General features: G+C 73.8%; 17 protein-coding genes. 10 read left to right on the top strand and 7 right to left on the bottom strand.

Going from position 1 to position 20,533, the window contains the following annotated elements:
• Positions 1–26 precede the first annotated feature (26 nt).
• The 4 genes from GH723_RS00715 (at position 27) to GH723_RS00700 (ending at position 4,753) form a co-directional block, all read left to right on the top strand.
• Positions 27–671, top strand: a complete 645-nt coding sequence (locus tag GH723_RS00715; protein ID WP_153757856.1) for a PadR family transcriptional regulator — start codon at positions 27–29, stop codon at positions 669–671.
• Positions 668–1,420, top strand: a complete 753-nt coding sequence (locus GH723_RS00710; RefSeq protein WP_153757855.1) for an ABC transporter ATP-binding protein — start codon at positions 668–670, stop codon at positions 1,418–1,420. The genes GH723_RS00715 and GH723_RS00710 overlap by 4 nt, the downstream gene beginning before the upstream one ends.
• Positions 1,417–3,981, top strand: coding sequence for an FtsX-like permease family protein (locus GH723_RS00705; protein ID WP_153757854.1), 2,565 nt, complete (start codon positions 1,417–1,419; stop codon positions 3,979–3,981). The genes GH723_RS00710 and GH723_RS00705 overlap by 4 nt, the downstream gene beginning before the upstream one ends.
• A 100-nt stretch (positions 3,982–4,081) precedes the next feature.
• Positions 4,082–4,753, top strand: a complete 672-nt coding sequence (locus tag GH723_RS00700) for a TetR/AcrR family transcriptional regulator (protein WP_153757853.1) — start codon at positions 4,082–4,084, stop codon at positions 4,751–4,753.
• A 12-nt stretch (positions 4,754–4,765) separates the two neighbouring features.
• On the opposite strand, the gene GH723_RS00695 is transcribed toward GH723_RS00700, so the two are convergent.
• The 4 genes from GH723_RS00695 to GH723_RS00680 form a co-directional block, all read right to left on the bottom strand.
• Complete coding sequence (locus GH723_RS00695; protein ID WP_153757852.1) at positions 4,766–5,395, bottom strand: DUF4031 domain-containing protein; 630 nt, start codon at positions 5,393–5,395, stop codon at positions 4,766–4,768.
• A gap of 19 nt (positions 5,396–5,414) precedes the next feature.
• Positions 5,415–6,638, bottom strand: a complete 1,224-nt coding sequence (locus GH723_RS00690) for a M15 family metallopeptidase (protein ID WP_195210438.1) — start codon at positions 6,636–6,638, stop codon at positions 5,415–5,417.
• Between the two features lie 64 nt (positions 6,639–6,702).
• Entirely contained in the window at positions 6,703–7,638 is a 936-nt protein-coding gene (locus GH723_RS00685) for a type IV toxin-antitoxin system AbiEi family antitoxin domain-containing protein (RefSeq protein ID WP_153757850.1), read from the bottom strand.
• Between the two features lie 186 nt (positions 7,639–7,824).
• On the bottom strand, positions 7,825–9,600 hold the full coding sequence (locus GH723_RS00680) for an SLC13 family permease (RefSeq protein ID WP_153757849.1): 1,776 nt from the start codon (positions 9,598–9,600) through the stop codon (positions 7,825–7,827).
• 194 nt (positions 9,601–9,794) lie between these two features.
• Here GH723_RS00680 and GH723_RS00675 point away from each other — a divergent pair, with 194 nt between their 5' ends.
• The 3 genes from GH723_RS00675 (at position 9,795) to GH723_RS00665 (ending at position 13,419) form a co-directional block, all read left to right on the top strand.
• Complete coding sequence (locus GH723_RS00675; RefSeq protein WP_195210437.1) at positions 9,795–10,952, top strand: S-layer homology domain-containing protein; 1,158 nt, start codon at positions 9,795–9,797, stop codon at positions 10,950–10,952.
• Entirely contained in the window at positions 10,949–11,623 is a 675-nt protein-coding gene (locus GH723_RS00670; RefSeq protein ID WP_153757847.1) for an S-layer homology domain-containing protein, read from the top strand. Before GH723_RS00675 ends, GH723_RS00670 begins: the two co-directional genes overlap by 4 nt.
• Positions 11,624–11,691: 68 nt before the next feature.
• Positions 11,692–13,419 carry an N-acyl-D-amino-acid deacylase family protein gene (locus GH723_RS00665; protein WP_153757846.1) on the top strand — a complete coding sequence of 576 codons (1,728 nt, stop codon included), beginning with the start codon at positions 11,692–11,694 and terminating at the stop codon, positions 13,417–13,419.
• Positions 13,420–13,426: 7 nt separating this feature from the next.
• Here the strand turns inward: GH723_RS00665 and GH723_RS00660 are convergent, their stop codons facing one another.
• Positions 13,427–15,373 (bottom strand): S-layer homology domain-containing protein, encoded by a 1,947-nt coding sequence (locus tag GH723_RS00660; protein ID WP_195210436.1) that lies wholly within the window; start codon positions 15,371–15,373, stop codon positions 13,427–13,429.
• Between the two features lie 138 nt (positions 15,374–15,511).
• On the opposite strand from GH723_RS00660, the gene GH723_RS00655 reads away from it, so the two are divergent.
• Positions 15,512–16,780 (top strand): S-layer homology domain-containing protein, encoded by a 1,269-nt coding sequence (locus GH723_RS00655; RefSeq protein WP_153757844.1) that lies wholly within the window; start codon positions 15,512–15,514, stop codon positions 16,778–16,780.
• A gap of 22 nt (positions 16,781–16,802) precedes the next feature.
• Here the strand turns inward: GH723_RS00655 and GH723_RS00650 are convergent, their stop codons facing one another.
• Entirely contained in the window at positions 16,803–17,777 is a 975-nt protein-coding gene (locus GH723_RS00650) for a class I SAM-dependent methyltransferase (RefSeq protein WP_153757843.1), read from the bottom strand.
• A gap of 65 nt (positions 17,778–17,842) precedes the next feature.
• On the opposite strand from GH723_RS00650, the gene GH723_RS00645 reads away from it, so the two are divergent.
• Positions 17,843–18,475, top strand: coding sequence for a M15 family metallopeptidase (locus tag GH723_RS00645; protein WP_153757842.1), 633 nt, complete (start codon positions 17,843–17,845; stop codon positions 18,473–18,475).
• A 77-nt stretch (positions 18,476–18,552) separates the two neighbouring features.
• Positions 18,553–19,467, top strand: a complete 915-nt coding sequence (locus GH723_RS00640) for an S-layer homology domain-containing protein (RefSeq protein ID WP_195210435.1) — start codon at positions 18,553–18,555, stop codon at positions 19,465–19,467.
• A gap of 76 nt (positions 19,468–19,543) precedes the next feature.
• Here the strand turns inward: GH723_RS00640 and GH723_RS00635 are convergent, their stop codons facing one another.
• Positions 19,544–20,482, bottom strand: a complete 939-nt coding sequence (locus GH723_RS00635; RefSeq protein WP_153757840.1) for an acyl-ACP desaturase — start codon at positions 20,480–20,482, stop codon at positions 19,544–19,546.
• Positions 20,483–20,533 lie beyond the last annotated feature (51 nt).

Raw genomic sequence — 20,533 nt, 5'->3', positions numbered from 1 at the left:
CCATACTCGGTATGCATACTGAGTATGTGAGCGTGCGTGAAGGGCTGCTGTCCCTCCTCGAGGAGGGACCGAGCTACGGGTTCCAGCTGAAGACGCGGTTCGAGGCCGCCACCGGCGGCACCTGGCCGCTCAACGTCGGTCAGGTGTACACGACCCTCGACCGCCTCGAGCGCGACGGCCTCGTCACGATGGACGAGTCGGATGGCCAGAAGCTCTACCGGCTGACCGACGCCGGACGCGACGAGCTGCAGACCTGGTGGGAGGAGGTGCCCGGCGACGATCCCCCGCCGCGCGACGTCCTGCTCATCAAGCTCCTCCTCGCCCTGCCCTTCGGGCGCGACCACGCCCTCGACGTGCTCTCCCGGCAGCGCACCGCCCTGGTGCAGGTGCTCCAGGCCCGCCGTCGGGCTGCCGCCGAGAGTGCGTCGGACCCCGCACACGCCTTCGCCGCCGGCCTCGTCGCCGATGCCGTGATGATGCGCACCGAGGCCGACCTCCGCTGGCTCGACCGCTGCGAGGCCCGGATCGCCGCCGCGACCGCGGCCGAGCTCCTCGGCACGCCGCCCGACGCCGGCCCCGGCACCGACCCCCACCCCTCGGCCGACCCGTCGGCCCCTCGATCCACGTCACGGCGGACGCGTGCCGCACGAACCCGGAGGAACCGGACATGACCCCCCGCCCCATCGTCACCTTCGACGGTGTCACCAAGGTCTTCGGCCGCGGCAGCACCGAGACCCGAGCCCTCGACAGCGTGTCGCTGTCGATCGACCCGGGGGAGCTGGTCGCCGTCATGGGCCCCTCGGGCTGCGGCAAGTCGACCCTCCTCCACGTCGCCGGCGGACTGGAGGCGCCGACCTCCGGCCAGGTGGTCACCTGCGGCCGGAACCTGGGGGACGCATCGGTGGCCGAGCTGTCCTCGCTGCGCCGCAACGACGTCGGCTTCGTCTTCCAGCGGCTCAACCTCATCCCGTCGCTGACGGCGGTCGAGAACGTGATGCTGCCGCTCGAGCTCGACGGGATGAACCGCCGCCAGGCCCGGATGCAGTCGGTCGCCGCGCTGGAGGAGGTCGGCCTGTCCGGTCACCTCGATCGGTACCCGGACGACTTCTCGGGCGGCCAGCAGCAGCGCATCGCGATCGCCCGGGCGATCACCGGCACCCGCAAGGTCCTCTTCGCCGACGAGCCGACCGGCGCGCTCGACACGCTCGCCGCCGACTCGGTGATCGACCTGCTCTCGTCGCTCGCCCGGGACCGGGGCACCGCGATCCTGCTCGTCACCCACGAGCCGCGGTTCACGGCGTGGGCGGACCGGGTCGTCTACCTGCGTGACGGCTCGGTCGTCGACGAAGCCGTCATGCGGTCCTACGCCTCGGCCGCCGACCTCGCGTCCGGCGATCACGACACCGTGAGCCCGGCGTGAGCGCCGCCAACGTCGCGCTCCGGCTCGCCCGCCGGGAGGTCATCCGCCGGCCGTGGCGGAGCCTCGTGGTCATGCTCCTCGTCATCGTCCCGGTCGTGGCGCTGACCGGCTTCGCCGTCATGGTCCGGACGATGGACCGCACGCCGGCCGACGCCTTCGAGGCCCGATGGGGTTCCGCCGACATCGTGGTGCGCGAGGCAGCGCTCGCGCCCAGCGACCCCATCGCACAGCTCACCGCCGACGGCACGGTCACCACCGTCCGCAGCGGCACCGTCCGTGCCATGACCACCGACGACCAGCGCGAGTGGATCGAGGTCACCGACCACGTGCCGTTCGGACCCGACTGGTCGATGGTGATGGACGACCTCGACGGTCGGGTGCCGAACGGTCCCGACGAGGTGTTGATCTCGACCGAGCTCGCCCGAGAGCTCGACCTCGCGGTCGCCGACAGGCTCGCCCTGGAACGACCGGTCGACGCCGAGGCCACCGTCGTCGGTACCGCCCGCTGGCGCGACGACCTCGACCGCCTGGCCGTCATGGTCGACGCCGGCGCCGAGGGGACGCTCGTCGACCTGGTGGCCGAGCTGCCGGAGCGGTACGTCGCGACCGCCACGGTCATCGACCTTCCGGCGTCCTTCGAGCCCCAGCCCGAGCTGCTCGCCGCCCTCGAGGCCCGCTGGACGGAGAACCGCTTCACGGACGCCGGGGCGGACGACGAGCGTGCCCAGCTGGCGATCGTGTGGTCGTGGGTCGGGGGCACCGTGGCCTTCGTCATCGTCGGCGTCGTCATCACCGCCGCGTTCGCGGTGACCGCCCGCCGCCAGCTCCGGCTCATCGGCCAGCTGATGGGCAACGGCGCGAGCGACGCCACGCTGCGCTGGACCTTGGCCCTGCAGGGGTCGGTGGTCGGCCTCCTCGGCGGGATCGCCGGCATCGGCCTCGCCCTCCTCGCCCTCGAGGTCGGCCAGCCCGTCGTCGAACGGATCGTCGACCGCCGCATCCCCTCCTACGACGTGCGGCCCGGCGACCTCGTCCCGGTCCTCGTGCTGGCGACCCTGGCGGCGACGGTGGCCGCCCTCATCCCCGCCCGCGTGGCCATCCGCACCTCGGTCCTCCAGGCCCTCGCCGGACGCCGACCCGTCGGTCCGTACCCCCGACGGGTGGTGGTGTGGGGCGCCACGGCCTGCGTCGGCGGGCTGGCCCTGCTCGCCGTGGCCACGGCCGGCGCCGTCCGCGACGGCAGGGCCGGCGGCGACGCCACCTGGCTCTTCGTCCTCACCGGCATCGCCGGGGCGCTCGGGGTGATCCTCGGCACCTGCGCCATGGCACCGGCGCTCATCGCCCGCCTCGAGCCGCTGGCCGGGCGGCTCACGGGAACGTCACGGCTGGCCGCGCGCAGCGTGGCCCGGCAGCGGACCCGCACCGGTGCCGTGGTCGCAGCCGTCGCCTGCGTGTCCGCCGGCGCGGTGGCCGCGTCGACCGTGTGGTTCACCGCCGTGCAGGAGGAGGCGAGCAACTTCTGGTCCCTCCCCGAGGAGCTCGTCAGCGTGACCTCCTACGACAGCCGGACCGGTCGCGACCTCGGCCGTCCGACCGCCGAGTCGATCGCCGAGCTGCTCGCCGTGCTCCCCGACGCCGAGGTCGTGCCCACCCGGGCGGCCCGCGTCCCCTCGGACGTCGGGGCGCAGACCTCTGCGACCGATGACGGCGCGACGCGGATGGTGAGCGGACCGCTCCTCGTCGCCGACGCTGCCACGCTCGAGGCGCTCGACCTGGACCCGGCCGTCCACGACGCCCTCCGGGAGCGCGGCGCGGTCATCGGCGAGTGGATGGACGCGTTCGTCGAACCCATGGGCACCCTGCCCGTCGTCCCGGGCGACCCCGTCCTCGTCGACGACCAGGGGCGCCCGACAGGGCTGCGACTCGACGCGGCGGTCGTCGACGTCCGGCTCCTGCCGCAGGACCTCATCACCGAGGAGCTCGCCACCGAGCTCGGCCTCTCCATCGAGCCCGCGGGCACGTACCTCCGCTCGCCGGCCCCGCTCACACAGGCCCAGCGCGATGCTCTGCGCGACATCCAGGAGGACGGGTGGATCGTGCAGGGTGGGCCCGTCGTGTCGCTCTCGTTCGACGACCCGCCCTGGACCCCGTCCACGGCCCTCGTCACCACCGCCATCCTCGCCGTCGCCACGGCCGTGGCCCTCGGTGTCGTCGGCCTCGGCCTCGCCCTCTCGGCCGCCGAGACGAAGGACGAGCGCGACGTGCTGGCGGTGATCGGCGCCCGTCCGTCGACGCTGCGGCGGCTCGCGGCGACCAAGGCGCTCGTCCTCGCCGCCACCGGCACCGTGATCGGCGTCCCGCTCGGCTTCGTCCCCACCTGGGTCGTGTCGGCAGCGGCCGACGCCGGCTCCTACGACCCGACGACGGTCGTGTTCCCGTGGATCCAGGTCCTCCTCCTCGTCGTCGCCGTGCCGCTCGTGGCCACCGCCGCGACGCACCTCGCCAGCGCCGTCAGCCTGCGCGCCCGTCCCGTGCAGGCGTCGACGATGGCCTTCGACTGAGGGTCCGGGAGGTGGGTCGGCGCTCCACGAGCCGGCCCACCTCCCGGTCGACGCCCGGTCGATTTCGGGTCCCGGCCGGGCGCGTGGGTAGCGTGGCCACGTGACGAACGCCGCGACGACACCTCCGCCGGACAACCGGCGGGGCGGCCTGACCCGGGACGACATCGTCACCGCCGCGCTCGAGCTCGTCCGCACCGAGGGCATCCAGGCCGTCACCATGCGTCGTCTCGCCGACGTCATCGGCGTGACCCCGATGGCGCTCTACCACCACGTGCCCAACAAGGGCGTGCTGCTCGACCTCGTCGTCGAGCGGGTGGGAGCCGACCTGCGCCTGGCCCACGACGGTCGGCCGTGGACCGACCAGATCCGGGACTACGCCCACGCGTGGCGGGTCGAGCTGCACCGCTACCCCGGCGTCGCCGGGCACCTGCTGCGCCAGGCCGCCCCGCCCGCCATGTCGTGGCGGATCATGGACGACGCCATCAGCCTCATGGTCGAGGCCGGCTACGACGAGCAGGAGGCCACCCGGGCGTTCGCGGGCCTGGTGTCGTTCGTGCTCGCCCGCTGCGACCAGGAGGAGGTCATGGCGGGCCACGCCCACGCCGACGAGGTCGAGATCACCGACGACCGCATCCGGGGCATGCTCCCGGCCGCGCACGACAACCTCGACCTCGGCCGCGTCGCCCGCTACCTCACCGAGCTGTCGCACGACGAGCACTTCGCCTACATGCTCGACCGCATCCTCGCCGGCATCGACGTCCAGCGCGGCTGAGCCGCCCGCTTCCTAGGGCGTCGGCACGTCGACGTCGACCGCGAGCTCGACGAACGTCCCCCGCTCCCCCGTCGCCCGGTGGATCGTCGCCGTGGCCGCGACCCGCTCCAGCGGAGGGCCGACGAGCGCCGCGGCACGGTCGGGCGGCAGGGACACCGCGACGGATGCGATGAGGAGCAGCTCGCCCGGTCGCACGGCCAGGCCGACCTCGTCGAGGCCGGTGCGGGACTCGAGGCGGGCGACGGCCTCGACCGCGGCGGCCCGGGTGTCGGCGTCGAGCCCCGCCTCGCGGGACTGCGAGGTGGCGAGCAGCCCGCGGGTGACGTCGACGCCCTCCCCCGGGCCGAGGACGCTGAGGTCGTGCCGCGCCGTCCACGCCCAGGTCGGCGTGCCCCGTCGGCGCAGGCCCGCGGCGCGCAGGGCCCGCACGAGGTCCCGGCCGGGCGTCGGCACCGCGCCGAGCGCGATGGCCGCGTCGCGCAGGTCCTCGTGGACGTCGTAGTGGTCGCCCTGGAACGCCACGTACGGCATCCCGATGGCGTGGGCGAGGGCGTGCAGCTCGTCGAGGTCGCGGTCCGAGACCAGGTGCGCCCAGCGCCGGCCGCGCCACGGCCAGATCGCCTCGTCGACGAGGACGGTCATCGGGTCGGGAGGAGCCGGCTCAACGGCCCGTGGCCGAGAAGTGCTGGTAGTCCTTCGGCGACGTCCAGCGGCCGCCCCAGGCCCAGCCCTGACCCGCGAAGCCGACCACCGGCGCCGAGCCCTCGAGGATGACGCCCGGCGCCCATCCCCGGTTCACGTAGGGCCACCCGCCCGGGGGGAGCACCTGCCCGCTGCGGGAGATGTAGGGGTTCTGGAGCGGGTTGACGTCGATCGCCCGGCCGTAGGCGTGCTCGGAGAAGCTGGTGCCGCCGGTGACGCGGCGGCAGTTGAACGCCGTCGTGAGGTTGGCCGCCATCGCCGCGTCGTCGTCACCGCCGACGACGTCGACCTGGGCGACCCGCTGGACGGGGAAGCGGCTGTCGTACATGTGGCGGAAGGCGTTGTCGACCGCGGTGACCGCGTCGCGGTGCACGACGAGGGGGCCGGTGGTCGGTCGGCCGTCGAAGCCGATGTGGCGGACGGTGAGGCGACGCAGGTCGCTCGGGGGCACGGGGCAGCCGCTGCGCCACGAGTGGGGCAGGTCGGCGGCGGTGACGGTGGCGACCGACGAGCTGTAGGCGGGCAGCGCCGGCGAGCGGGGCGCCTCCTCCCCCTCGAGGCGGTGCAGGAACGTGGCCGCCTGACCGCGGGTCAGCAGCGCGTGGGGCTGGAAGAGGCCGGTCTGGCCGACGCCGGTGGTGAGGTCGGTGGCGTGGGCCCAGTCGACGGCGCCGGCGTAGTAGGCGCTGCGCACGACGTCGGGGTACGGCGCCGGACCGTGGCGGCGGCTGCCGTCGGCCCGCCACAGCATGGTGACGAGCTGGGCCCGGTCGACGGTGGCGGCGGGCATGAACAGGCCCGTCTGCCCCACGCCCGTGGTGATGCGCTCGTGCACCGCCCAGTCGATCGCTCGGGTGTAGAAGGCGTCGCGTCGCACGTCGGGGAACCCGGACGCCGGTGCCGGCGGCGACCCGTCCATGCGCCAGAGCAGGGTCATCAGCTCCGCACGGGTGATCGAGCGGTCGGGGCCGTACCAGCCCGGCTGGTAACCGGTCGTGTGGCCCTCGCCATGGAGCCAGCGCACGGCCCGCTCGTAGAACGCCCCGGGCACGAGGTCGACGAGCACGTGGTCCGGCGCCGCGGCCTGGGCCTCGGCCCGGTCCGCCGCGGTCGTGGCCGCACCGAGCGAGCCCCCGAGCACCGCCAGCGCCACCAGTCCTGCGAGCACCCCTCGTCTGCGCATCGCACCATCGTGCCAGCCGCCCGGCAACTTTGAACCTCTGTGTGCGAGCACCGACGCCAGGCGTTCAGAGAAGCGGGAGAGGGCAGCCTGCCTGCGCCAGCATCCCGCGCACGTCCCGCACGAACTGGTCTGGCTGGCGGTCGAGGAGGCGCCCCGTGTACACGAGCAACCGGTAGCCGGCGAGCTCGATCTGGTTGCGGCGGTGGAGGTCGAGGTGCTGGAGAGGCTCGTTGGTGAGGTGGTCGACCCCGTACACCTCGAGGAGCGCACGATGCTCGGGCCAGGCGAAGTCGACCGTGACCTCCACCCCATCGGCGCACACCACTGGGTGCTGGGACACCGGCAGGGGCACAACCGCCGACCGCTCGAGGATCGCGTATGCCCGGTCCTCGGTGCTCGAGTCGGTGAGCAGATCGCGGTAGTGGGGAGCGAGCACCGAGCGGAGAGCGGCGACCCCGCGGCGACCCTGCCGCTCGTGGGTGACGAGCACGCGCAGGAGGTCGTCCCACTCGATGGCCTCCGCACGCCGTGCGGCGTTGACGGCCCGCGTCACCTGCGCGGGCGCCACCGCCCCGAGGTCCAGGATCGACCGGGCCAAGCCCGTGACGGGGATGCCGTCCACCACGACGGGATCGGCTCGGCACAGGTCGAGAGACCGGTGGACGCGGATGCCACGGTGCCGAGGGTTGCGCTCGTAGGGAACGGTGATCTCGATCGGGACGCTGCCTCGGGAGAGTGCCCCGTGCACGCGTGCTGCGGCTCGGTGCGACGCCAGTGCCCCCTCTCCCGCCCAGAGCACGGCCCCGAGGAGCCGTTGCGCGAACGTCACCGGCGCACCGCCGATCCGCAGGACTCCCGGAAGGACGCGCTCGATGCGGCCGCTGCGGGCTCGGCGGCTGAGCATGCCGCTCGTGGCCCCGAGCTCGAACGCCTGGTCCCTCGTGACCAGCCCGTGCTGCGTCCGGGCAAGGGCGGCCAGCGCCCCATCGACCGTCGACATCCGTCCCCTTCGCGATCGTTCACGTAAGGGGGAAGGCGACGGCACCCTACCGGTCCGCGCCCCGGGCGGGAAGACCCCCAATTCCTTGAACGGACGAGCCCGGTGTTCGCGCTCCACCGTTCAACGAAGCGGGATATGTGAGGGGCGCGCCGGCGGGAGCGCCGCGGGAGAGCGCGGGGTGGCAGGTCAGGTGGCCAGGGGGTAGGCGAGCGGGATGACGAGGGCGGTGGTGGCGAAGACGACCGCGGTGAGGGGGACGCCGACCCGGGTGAAGTCGGAGAAGCGGTAGCCGCCGATGCTCCACACCATCGTGTTGGTCTGGTAGCCGATCGGGCTGAGGAACGAGCACGAGGCCATGACGAGCACGCCCAGCGCGAGCGAGCGCAGATCGGTGCCCGTCTCGGTCGAGATGGCGGCGGCGACGGGGAACATGAGCGCGGCCGCGGCGTTGTTGCTCAGCAGCTCGGTGAGCACGAGCGTCGCCGCCATCACCCCGACCAGGACGCCGACGTGGCCGAGGGGGTCGCCGAGGTCGACCAGCACCTCCGCGAAGCGCTCCGCCAGGCCGCTCTCGGCGGCCGCGGCCCCGAGGCCGAAGCTCATGGCCACCAGGGCGATGACGTTGAAGTTGACCGACCGGACCGCCTCGGTCGGCGACACGACGCGGGTGACGACGAGGGCCCAGGCGCCCGCGATCGACGCCGGCGTGAGGTCGACCAAGCCGGAGCCGGTGGCCAGCAGGAGGGCGAGGACGACGAGCTGCACGATCCGCCCGCCGGGGCGGCGCACGGGGGCGCTGGCCTCCATGGGGGCGACGACGAGGAAGTCGGGGAGGTCGCGGATGCGGTCGCGGAAGCCGTCCTCGGCGACGAGCACGAGCACGTCGCCGCCGCGGAGCACGACGTCGCCGATCGGACCACGTGCCGGGTCGCCCGCCCGGTGGATGGCGAGCACCGTCGCTCCGTGGCGCTCGTGGAAGCCGAGCTGCTTGAGGGTGTGCCCAGCGAGGGGGCCGGTGTCGGCGACGACCGCCTCGAACATGTGGCTGCGGTCGGGGCCGGTGGGGGCGGACAGCTCCTCGTGCGTGGTGACGAGCCCATCGACCTTCTCGAGGTCGTGGATCCGGTCGATCGGTCCGGTGAAGAGCAGGTGGTCCCCGGGTTCGAGGCGGACGTCGGCGTCGGGGGCGACCACCTGGCCCAGCCGGTCGACCGCGGCCAGCGAGAGTCCGTCGAGCTCGGCGAAGCCGGCGTCGGCCACCGACGCCCCGGCGAGCCCGCCGCCCGCGGTGACCACCATCTCGATCGTGTACTCCCTGCCGCTGCCCAACTGGTCGCCGGGGGTCGAACGGCGCGGCAGCAGCAGCGGCGACAGCAGGACGAGGACGGCGACGCCCGCCAGCGCGACGGGGAGCCCGACCGGGGTGATGGAGAAGACGCCGAAGGGCTCCTCGCCCGCGGCGTCGAGGAACCCGTTGACGACGAGGTTCGTCGACGTGCCGAGGATGGTGATGACGCCGCCGAGGACCGCCGCGTACGAGAGCGGCATGAGCACCCGGGACGAGCTGAACCCGTGCCGGCGCGACCACTGCTCGATGCTCGGCACCATGAGGGCGACGAGCGGGGTGTTGGGCACGAACGCCGACCCGCCGGCGGCGACGCGGCTGACCCGCCACACGGCACGACGCTCGCTCGCCGGCCGACGGGCGCCGAGCACCCCGTCGAGCCCGCGGGCGAGCGCGCCCGTCTGCTCGGCCGCGCCGGCGATGACGTAGAGGGCGGCGACCGTGACCGGCGCGGCGTTGGACAGGCCGCCGAAGGCGCCGTCGAAGTCGACGACGTCGACGAGGTAGAGGACGACGACGGCGGTGGTCACGGCCACCGTCGGCGCCACCCGCTCGCTCACCAGGGCGACGACCATCGCGGCGATCACGGCGAGGGTGATCCATGCGTCCCAACCCATGGCGGTGGTCAGTGCTCCGGTCGTCGAGAGGTGCGGGGTGCCGCTGGTCGGCGTCGCACGGTAGGCGAAACCCGACCTATCTCGTCAACTTTACGACGGGTTCGGCGAGCACGGAGTCGGAGGTTGAGGTATCCATTCGCCGGCGCGCGGCTCGGGTTGCCCGACCGCACCCCCGACACCCTGGAGCGGACGCGATGCGACGAACCTTGATGACGGCGGCCATGGCCATGGTCCTCGTCGCCACCACGACCCTGCCCGCGAGCGGCGCCGAGCCCCCGCCCGACGACGTCGCGCCGAGCGCCGTCACCTGGCAGAGCGCCCGGCGCTCCGACGCGCTCGGCGACAACAGCGGCGGTGCCGGCGGCCTCGACATCGACGAGTACCAGCTGTCGTACGACCCGACGGCGGGCGTGCTGCGCGTCGAGGCTCGCCTCCTGAACGCCCCACCCACCGGGCTCTGGGGGTTGGGGATCTACGTCGACCTCGACCGCGATCGTCGCACCGGTTGCACCGGGGCCGACCGGATGGTCGCGGTGACCGTGAACAGCGACGTCCCCGTGTCGCAGCAGACCGCCGCGTTCCCCGGCGGGTGCGGTGGCAGCCCGGACTCGATGCCGCTGTCGGCCACCTACCTGCCGGCGTTCGGGTACCTGACCCTCGACGTGCCGATGTCCCTGCTCGGCAACCCCGTCTCGATCGACTGGGCGCTCGTCGCGTCGGGAGCGGGCGGTCCGTTCGCCGGCACCGACTTCGCTCCTGCCGAGGACACCTTCGTCGGCGACTTCGGCTGGGTCCGCCCCTTCGCCGACGTCCGCACCGACGCGTTCTACAGCGGCCCCATCGCGTGGTTGCGCCAGACCGGCCTGTCCACCGGCGTGGGCAGCACCGGCAACTACCAGCCCGACGGACCGGTGACCCGCGCCCAGATGGCCACGTTCGTCCACCGGATCGCCGGCGAGCCGCCCGCCGCGCCCTCGCCCTTCGTCGACGTGCAACGGCCGTCGTTCTACGCCGAGGCGGTCGACTGGTTCCACCAGGAGGGACTGACCACCGGCGTCGGCGGGACCGACCGGTTCGCCCCGAACGAGCCCGTCACCCGCGGCCAGCTCGTGACGTTCCTCTGGCGCCTGGCCGGCGAGCCCGACGCGTACCCGGCCCCGGGCTTCGCCGACGTGACGAACACCGGCGCCTACTACTACCGGGCCGTCGCCTGGGCCAAGGCCGAGGGCGTGACGACGGGCGTCGGCGGCACGAACGAGTTCCGTCCCGACGACGTGGTCACCCGCGGGCAGCTCGCCACGTTCCTCGAGCGCATGTACGCCCCGCTCGGCACCCCCACCTTCGTCCCATGAACCGATTCACTGCCTCCGTCGCACTCGTCCTCGCGTTCACCGGCGCGGCGACCGGCCCGGCGGGTGCCGCGCCACCGGACCGAGACGCCGTCGCCGTCACGGCACGACCGCTCTCTCCTCACTTCAGCGACGTGCCGCCCGGCGCGTACTACGCCACGCCGGTGGGGTGGCTGGTCGAGCGGCGCCTGACGACCGGGGTCGGTGGCACGGGTCTCTTCCAGCCGGACACCCCGGTGACCCGCGCCCAGGTGGCGACGTTCCTGCACCGGCTGGCGGGGAGCCCTCCTGCTCGGCCGGCCCCTCACATCGACGTGCGGCGTGACGCCTACTACACCGCCGCCGTCGGCTGGGTCTACGAGACCGGCACGATGGGATCCACGGATGGGCCCGACCGCGGGGACCGCGACCGCCCCTTCCGCTTCTCGCCGGACCGTCCGATGACGAGGGGTGACGTCGTCATCACGCTGTGGGTGGCGGCAGGAACGCCATGGGGTCACCCGCCGACCACCTTCCCCGACGCCTCCACCGGGTACATCCTCCCCGGGGCTGTGGCCTGGGCCGAGGCCGAGGGCATCACGACCGGCGTGGGCGGCACCGGCCTGTTCCAGCCCGACGCCCTCGTCACGCGAGGTCAACTCGCGACGTTCCTCCACCGGCTCCACGGACGGTAGGCCCCTCCCGACGACGGTGATTCGGGATACCCTTTGTGCCGCACACGCGAGTCGACGAGGGGGACGACGTGAGCGAGCTCGACCTGGTGATCCGGGGCGGCACGGTCGTGGACGGGACCGGCGCGCCGGCTCGCACCGCCGACGTGGGGGTGCGGGACGGACGTGTCGTCGAGGTCGGCCGGGTGGCCGGTCGGGGCGCCCGGGAGGTCGACGCCGACGGCGCGCTCGTCGCGCCCGGGTTCGTCGACATCCACGCCCACTACGACGGCCAGGCCACCTGGTCGTCACGCCTCGACCCGTCGTCGGAGCACGGCGTCACCACCGTCGTGATGGGCAACTGCGGCGTGGGCTTCGCACCGGTGCACGACCGCGACCACGACCGGCTCATCGAGCTGATGGAGGGTGTGGAGGACATCCCCGGCGCTGCGCTGCACGAGGGCCTCTCGTGGGAGTGGCGGTCGATGGCCGAGTACCTCGACGCCGTCGACCGGCTGCCCCACGACATCGACGTCGCCGCCCAGGTGCCGCACGGCGCGCTGCGCCTGCACGTCATGGGCGAGCGGGGGGCGAACCGTGAGCCGGCCACCCCCGAGGACATCGCGGAGATGGGGCGCATCGCCGCCGAGGGCATCCGTGCCGGCGCGCTCGGGTTCACGACCTCGCGCACGCTGAACCACCGGACGAGCCGGGGCGAACCGACCCCGACCCTCACCGCCGCCGCCGACGAGCTGGTCGGCATCGCCCGGGCCATCGGCGAGACCGGCACCGGCGTGCTCCAGATCGTGTCGGACTTCCCGCGCGACAGCGACGAGCTGCCGATGCTGCGGGAGATGGTCGAGGCGTCGGGCCGCCCGCTGTCGATCAGCATCGCCCAGTCGCCCGTCGACCCCGACCGCTGGCGCGAGCTGCTCGACTTCATCACCGAGTCCAACCACCTCGGTCTGCCGATGACCGGTCAGGTCGCCGTGCGACCGGTCGGGTTGCTCTTCGGGCTCGACAACACGCTGCACCCGTTCCTCTCCAACCCGGTGTTCCAGCAGGAGCTCGCCGGTCTGACCGCGGCGGAGACGGCACGGGCCATGCGGGACCCCGCCGTCCGGGAGCGGGCGCTGGCCGCGCAGCGGGCCGAGACCGAACGGGCCCGACTCGGCGGGCGTCTGCTCGCCCGCTTCGACCAGATGTGGGAGGTCACCGACCCGCCGGTGTACGAGCCCGACCCAGCGACGAGCCTGGCGGCTCGCGCGGCGGCCGACGGCGTGCTGCCGGAGGAGCTGGCCTACGACCTTCTGGCGGAGGGCGACGGCCGGGCGATGTTCTACGTGCCGTTCCTGAACTACGCCCACGGCAACCTCGACGTGGTCGGCGAGATGCTCCGACACGACCACACGGTGCCGGGCCTGGCCGACGGCGGCGCGCACGTGGGCACGATCTGCGACGGCAGCTTCCCGACGACCCTCCTCGAGTGGTGGGGTCGGGACCGCCCGAGCGGCCGCATCCCCCTCGAGGAGCTGATCCGCCGCCAGTGCCGGGACACGGCGCGCACCGTGGGCCTCCTCGACCGCGGCGTCCTCGCCCCCGGCTACCGGGCCGACGTCAACGTGATCGACCACGACAACCTCCGACTGCACCGCCCCGAGGCGGTGCACGACCTCCCGGCCGGGGGCCGACGGCTGCTCCAGCGGGCCGAGGGCTACCTGCACACCTTCGTGGCCGGCGAGGAGACCTTCACCGCCGGCGAATCCACCGGCGCGCTGCCGGGTCGGCTCGTACGGGGAGCGCAACCCGCGCCCGCCTGACCGACCGTCAGCCGTAGGTGCGGTAGAGCAGCGTGATCGTCTCGGCGCGGGTGATGTCGCGGTCGGGCTGGAACTCGTTCGTGCCCCCCACTCCCGTGGTGATGCCCTCCTGGCGGGCCCAGTCCACGGCCCGGACGTAGAACGCGCCGGGCACGACGTCGACGAAGCCCGAGGGCGGTGCGTCGGAGGGCGCGTCCTCGTTCCGCCACAGGAGCGTGACGAGCTCGGCGCGGGTGATCTGGCGGTCGGGTTCGAACACGTTGCGCCCACCGACGCCGGTGGTGAGCTGCGCGGCCCTCGCCCAGTCGACGGCACGGGAGTAGAACGCGCCGGGCACCACGTCGGTGAACCCCGACGGCGGTGCGCCCCCGGGTTCGCCCTCGATCCGCCACAGGAGCGTGATCGCCTCGGCCCGGGTGATCGGTCGGTGCGGCTGGAACTCGTTGCTGCCGCCGACGCCGGTCGTGTAGCCGGCGGCCTGCGCCCACCCGACGGCGGTGGTGAAGAACGTGCCCGGCGGGACGTCGTCGAAGGTCGGCGGGGGCGGCGGTGGCGGCGGCGGGGGCGGCGGGGGTGGGGGCGGCCCGATCGTGGTGGGGCGGACGAAGAGGCGCTCACGGTTGTCGGCGCCGACCGAGGTCCAGGCGACCACGGCCTCGCCGTCGGGCTCGAGCACGACGTCGCTGCGGTGGTTGGGGCGGCCACCGGTGCTGACGGTGACCGGCACCAGCCACTCGCCGGAGGGCCGACGGACGGCGAGCTCGATGGTGCGCGGCTCGCCGGCGTCGGTGGTGCGGGTGAGGCGCCAGGACACGGCGAGGTGACCGTCGGGCGCCACGTCGATCGCGGGGCTCGCCGCGTCGCGGCCGGATGACGTGCCGGACCCGAGGACCTCGGGGACCGCCCAGGCGCCGTCCACCCATCGGCGGACGACGGCGTTGGCGCCCGACGCCACGACGACGGCGACGCCGTCGGGCCCGCCTGCCGCGCTCGGCGCCGCGGCTGCGCGGTCGGGGAACAGGTCCTCCTCCGCGGTCCAGGCACCGCCGGTGCCGATCCGGGCGAACGTGTGGGCGTCGCGGTGGCCGTCGTCGTAGACGGCGACGACGCTCCCGTCCCCGCCCGCGGCCAGGAGGTGGAACGGGACGTACTCCCCGGGACGGGTGACGGGCTCGATGGGGCCCCACGTGCTGCCGGAGAGCCGGCGGGCGACGAGTCGCCACTCGACGGCGACGTCGTTGACGCTCGGCTCGTCGGCCTGGCGGAAGGTGGCGACGACCGTGCCGTCGGGCGTGCGGGCCAGCCGAGGCGCCTGGGCGGAGAGGAGCGGGTCCTCGAGCGTGGAGGGGGGCTCCCAGGTCAGCCCGTCGAACCGCGACCACTCGACGTGGTGCTGGATGCGACCGAGCAGGAGGTCGATCTCGTAGACCTCCCAGGCGGCGACCAGGTGCCCGGTCGCGTCGACCGCGACCTCGGGGCCACCCGCCGGCCCGGTGGCCGGGGGAGGAGGGAGGGTGGTCCAGGCGGCGGCCCCGGGGGCGAGGTGAGCGACCTCGACCTGGCTGTTGGCGGCCGAGCGTCGCCAGGCGACGTAGGCCGAGCCGTCCGGTCCGACCGTCCGGGAGTGGATGCCGTACCCCGACCACGTGCCGGTGGCGACGAGGCGGACCGGGTCGGACCACGTGCCGTCGACCGACCGCACCGCCGACCAGTAACCGGCGCCCCGGTGACGCCCGGTGTAGGCCTCCCAGACCGCGCCGACCCGCCCGTCGGGGAGCGCGACGACCTCGGGGAAGCTCGACTGCCGGATCCCGGCGTCGCCGAGGACCGTGACGTCGCCGGGCAGGATGACGTCGGTGGGGCTCTGGGCCACGGCCGTCCCTGGCACCGCCGTCGACACCGCGACGAGGGCGACCGCCAGGGCCAGCGCGGCCGCACGGGTGCGGCGTCTCACGGCGACCAGGATGGCAGGAACGGGCGCGAACGGCACCTGCGGGTGAGGCGCGCCCGGCGGCTGCCGCCGTTATCCTGCGTCCACTCGGGCGGGCGGTCCCCTCACCCCCGCCGTCGGCGTGACCACACAGAGGCCAACATGACGTGTTCCCCCGCCACCTCGCTCCTGCCGGTGCGCCGCGCCCTCGCGCTGCTCGTGGCCCTCGCCACGGTCACCCTCGGCCTGGCGCAGGCGCCCGCCGCCGACGCCGGCCACTTCCAGTTCCCCGACGTGCCCCGTGGCCACTTCGCACACACCGCCGTCGACTGGGGGTTCCACAACCACGTGACGAGCGGGGTGGGGCACACCGGCCACTTCTTCCCCACTCGTGACATCACCCGCGCCGAGCTGGTGACGATGCTGTGGCGGGCGAACGGCGGCACCCGGGTCAGCGGCGCACTGCCGCCCGACGTGCCCGCCGGGCACTTCGGCGCACCGGCCATCCGCTGGGCGCTGCGGAAGGGCATCACGACCGGCATCGGCGGCACCGGCCTCTTCGGCCCGGACCTGCCGATCACCCGCGCCGAGATCGTCACCATGCTCTGGCGGGCCAACAACCGGCCGGGCGCCTCGGCCCACCTCCTGCCCGACGTGCCGTCGAACCACTGGTCGGCCACCGCCACCCGCTGGGCGTGGGAGGAGGGCGTCAGCTACGGCGTCGGCGCCACCGGCCAGTTCCAGCCGCACCGCAACCTCAGCCGCGGCGAGGCGATCACCTTCGTCTACCGCGACACCACCGGGGCGAAGGCCCCCAACCCGCACTACGCGTTCTACGGCCGAGGTGCCGACGGCGAGCCGTGGAAGTGGAACGGCTGCGTCCCGATCTACTACTTCGTCGACTACGCGGGCGCCCACGCCAACGCCACCCGCGTCCTCCCCGAGGCGATCCGACGACTGCAGCGCGACAGCGGGCTGACGTTCGTGCAGGTCGGCACGCCTGAGGAGGCGAACCTCGGGATCGTCTGGCGGTCCCCCAGCCAGGACCAGGTCCTCCGCGACAACCCCGGCGTCGCCGGCTACGCCGGCTTCGACACCGTCTCGGACGGTCGGCGCGTGCGCATCGCGGTCGCGGGGGTGGTCATCAACTCGAGCTACGGCGCGAGCAGCCAGGACTTCGGCGGGCGGAACTCGCTCGGGACCTTGCTGCTGCACGAGCTGGGCCACGCCGTCGGGCTGGCGCACGTCCAGTCCGACAGCCAGGTGATGTACCCGTTCGTCACCCCGCACGCGAACTACCAGGCCGGGGACCGCAACGGGCTCGCCCAGCTCGGACCACGCGCCGCCTGCGCCCTGGCCGCCGATGCAGGGCCCCGGTCGGTCGGCCTCCCCGACGAGATCGTCGAGGCCGACTGGCACATCCAGTTCTGATCGGTCGGGCGCGGCGCGACGCTCAGCGGCCGAGGAACGCGACGACCTCGTCCCACGCGTCGGCCGGGACGTCGCCCGTCGGTGCGGTGGCGGGGTCGTAGGGCAGGTCCCCGAACGCGGCCACCAGGTCGCGGTGGCGGTCGGCCAGCTGCGTGCCGCCCGGCGTCAACCCACGCACGAAGGTGAGCCCGCTCGGCGCGGTGCGCACCGTGAGCACGTCGAGGTCGGGGCGCTCGGCGGCGAGGCACGGGAGGAGCTTCCACACGTCGCCGGTGTAGAAGCCCTCGGCGCGCTCCGCCCGCTGGGTGGGTTCGTCGAGCGGCAACAGGTCGTGGAGCACGACGACGGTGTCAGGGCCGGCGATGCGCTCGGCGCCGGCGAGGTCGGCCAGCACCGCAGGGAACGTGTGGAGCCCGTCGATGAAGACCAGGTCGGGCGGGCGACCGGCGAACACGGCGTCGAGGTCGCCACGCGCGAAGAAGTCCTCCGAGCGCTCCGGGAAGATGCGGCACTCGGCCGCGACGGGTGAGCACAAGCGGGGCACCGGGTCGACGCCGACAGCGAGCGTGCCGGGCCGGGCGAGGGCCATCGAGCTGCCGTCGCCCATGCCGATCTCGAGGTAGGTCCGCGGACGGATCAGCTCGTGGAGACGGTCGAGGAGCTCGTAGTAGCCGGGGCCGGGCATCCGGACCTGGGCGAGCGTGAGCTTGGCCTCGAGGTGGTCGGGCACGTGCTCGAGGGCTGCGGCGAGGAAGGCCTCGGCCCGCTCGTGGCCGGCGAGCGACCAACCGCGGGCGACGGCGACCAGCGCATCGGCCCGGGCCGGCGGCGCCAGGCCGGCGACGGCGTGCTCGACCGCTGCGGGCGATTCCGCATCCACCCGTCCGGCGGCGAGGGCCACGAGCAGACGGGCGCCGTCGACGTCACCCGCGGCGTCGGCGTCGGCGGCCATCGCCGACCAGAGCGCCGCCATCTCGTCCCGCGCCTCGTCGCCCACGGCGTGACGGTAGCCGCACGCCGCCGGGCCTCATGTGAGGAGACGGGCGGCCGACCAACGACGCCGTGAACGGCATCTCGGCCATCCACAGCCGCATCGCGGCGATCGAGGGGCGCTTCCGGACCCCGGCCCCGGTCGCGACCCCGCCGGCCCAGGACCCGAGCTCGTCGACCGGCACCGCACCGTCGACGGCGTCTCGCGCTGCCCCCGTCCACGACGCCTTCGCTCCGGCGTTCGCCGCCGCGCTCGACGGGGGCGGCACCACGCCCGCCGCCCGGCTCGCACCCGGTGCGTACGGCCCGCTCTCGCCGCCGCCCGAGCTCGCCGCCTACGGCAACGGCCGGGTCCCCGCCGCCGCCCTCACGCCGATCGGCGACGGGACCCACCACCTCCACGCCCCCGCCGCACAGGCGTTCAGTCGGATGGAGGCCGACGCCCGCCTGGCCGGGATCGACCTCGGGATCATCAGCTCCTACCGGGACCTCCCGACCCAGCAGCGCCTTGCGGCGGAGAAGGGCCTCTACTCGCAGGGCGGGCTGGCGGCGACACCCGGCACCAGCAACCACGGCTGGGGCCTGTCCGTCGACCTCGAGCTCGACGCGCGTGCGCTCGACTGGATGCGCGCCAACGGGCCCCGCTACGGCTTCGTCGAGGACGTGCCGCGCGAGCCCTGGCACTGGACGTACCGCCCGGCCTGAACCCCCCGTGGATCAGTTCGCGACCACCTGGGTACCGCGCCAGGGTCATGAACACCGTTCATCGGGAGGAGCCCGACATGACATCACGCCGTGCCCGACGCACGATCTTCACCCTGGTGGCCGCGTTGTCACTGCTGCTACCCGGGGTGGCACAGGCCGCGCCCGGCTACGACGGAACCGAGCTGATCCTCACGGTCGACGACCAGGTCAAGGACCAGGGCGACACCGTGACGTTCTCCTCGGTCGAGGGCTGCGAACCCGAGACCGACGTGACGATCTCGTTCGGCGGCTTCGACGTCGCCACGGTGACCGCCGACCTCCAGGGCGGCTTCGCCGGTTCGTTCGACGTCGAGGACGACCAGCTTCCGGGCACGTTCCCCGTCACCGCGACCTGCGCGGAGTTCACCGACACCCTCGACCTCGTCGTGATCGATCGCCAGGTCTTCCGCGACACCATCCCCGATGCCTTCTACGAGCTGGGGGTCGCGTGGGCCTACGCCCGCGGGATCACCACCGGCGTCGGCGGCACCGAGGTCTTCGCCCCGGTCGCCGCCACGACCCGCGGCGAGACGGTGACCTTCCTCTGGCGTCTCGTCGGCGAGCCGTCGGGGCACGACGATGCCGGCTTCTCCGACACCATCGACGACGCCTTCTACGAGGACGCCGTGAACTGGGCCGCGGCGGAGGGCATCACCACCGGCGTCGGCGGGTCCGACGAGTTCCAGCCGGACCGGCCCGTCACCCGCGGCGAGTTCGTCACGTTCCTGTGGCGAGCGCTCGGAGAGCCGCCGGCCCCGCCGGCCGGGTTCGCCGACACGATCCCGAACGCCTTCTACGACGACGCCGTCGACTGGGCCGCCGACACCGAGGTCACGACCGGCGTGGGCGGGAGCAACAACTTCGAGCCCGCCCGCAACGTGACCCGCGGCGAGGCCGTCACGTTCATGTACCGCGCCGCCGTGTGGGCCGGCGGCACGCTCGGTCCGGCGTGACCCCTCGCGACTGACGCCGTACGACGCGACGGCGGCCGCTTCCCGTGCGGGGGCGGCCGCCGGCTCGCGTCCAGCTCTAGGCCGAGGCGAGCTCCTGCTCGGGCTCGCCGGCGTCGACCGCCTCCCGCTTGCGGGCGATGCGCGCCGCCACCTTCTCGGAGCGCCGGATGTACTTCATCAGCCGCTCGCGCGCCTGCTCGCCCTCGGCGTCGAGCCCGGTGACGTTCTCCACGTCCCAGTGGCGGAGCACCACCGGCACGAGGATCTGCTCGTGGTGGATGGCGAAGTCGTAGATGCCGGCGTTGGCGATCGCCTTGGCGTGCTCGTTGAAGCCGGGGATGCCGACGCCCGGCATGGCGAAGCCGGTGACCTCGTCGGCGATGGCTGTCATCATCCCGTTGGGGTCGGCCTCGAGCGCTGCCTTCGCCATGTCCCGGTAGAAGATGAAGTGGTGGTTCTCGTCGGAGGCGACGCGGGCCATGATCTCGTAGCCGACCTTGTCGTGCTCTCCCAGCAGCTTGCCGGTGTTGCGGTGCGAGATGCGGGTGGCGAGCTCCTGGAGCGACACGTAGGCGAACCCGTGGAGCGCCGACGGCGGCTCGGGCACCTGACCGGACTGGACCTGCGCCATGCGCCCGTCCTCGAGCCACACGGGGTCGATGGCACGGGTGACCATCAGGTAGTCGCGGATGACGATGGCGTGGCGGCCCTCCTCGGCGGTCCACCGGCGGGTCCACTCGCCCCAGGCGCCGTCGGCGTAGCCGTACATCCGGTCGATGTCGCGGAAGTAGTACGGCAGGTTGTCCTCGGTGAGGAGGTTCACGTAGAGGGCGGAGCGGACCGCGTCGGGGAGGTCGGCCTCCCGCGGGTCCCACTCCTCGTCCTCGGCGAAGTCCCGGCCGCGGCTCCACGGCACCATCTTGTGGGGGTACCACTGCTTGGTGGCGGCGAGGTGCCGCTCGAGGTTCTTCTCGGCCGTGGGGGCCAGCTCGGAGAGGAGGGCGAGATCGTCCATCCGAAAACCCTACCTACCGGTCGGTAGGTAGGAAACATCGGGTGTCGTCCG

Origin of the sequence: Actinomarinicola tropica, assembly GCF_009650215.1 — a bacterium.
GTDB lineage: Bacteria > Actinomycetota > Acidimicrobiia > Acidimicrobiales > SKKL01 > Actinomarinicola > Actinomarinicola tropica.
Note: the sequence above shows the minus strand (reverse complement) of the source record. Positions and strands in the feature narration are given on the sequence as shown.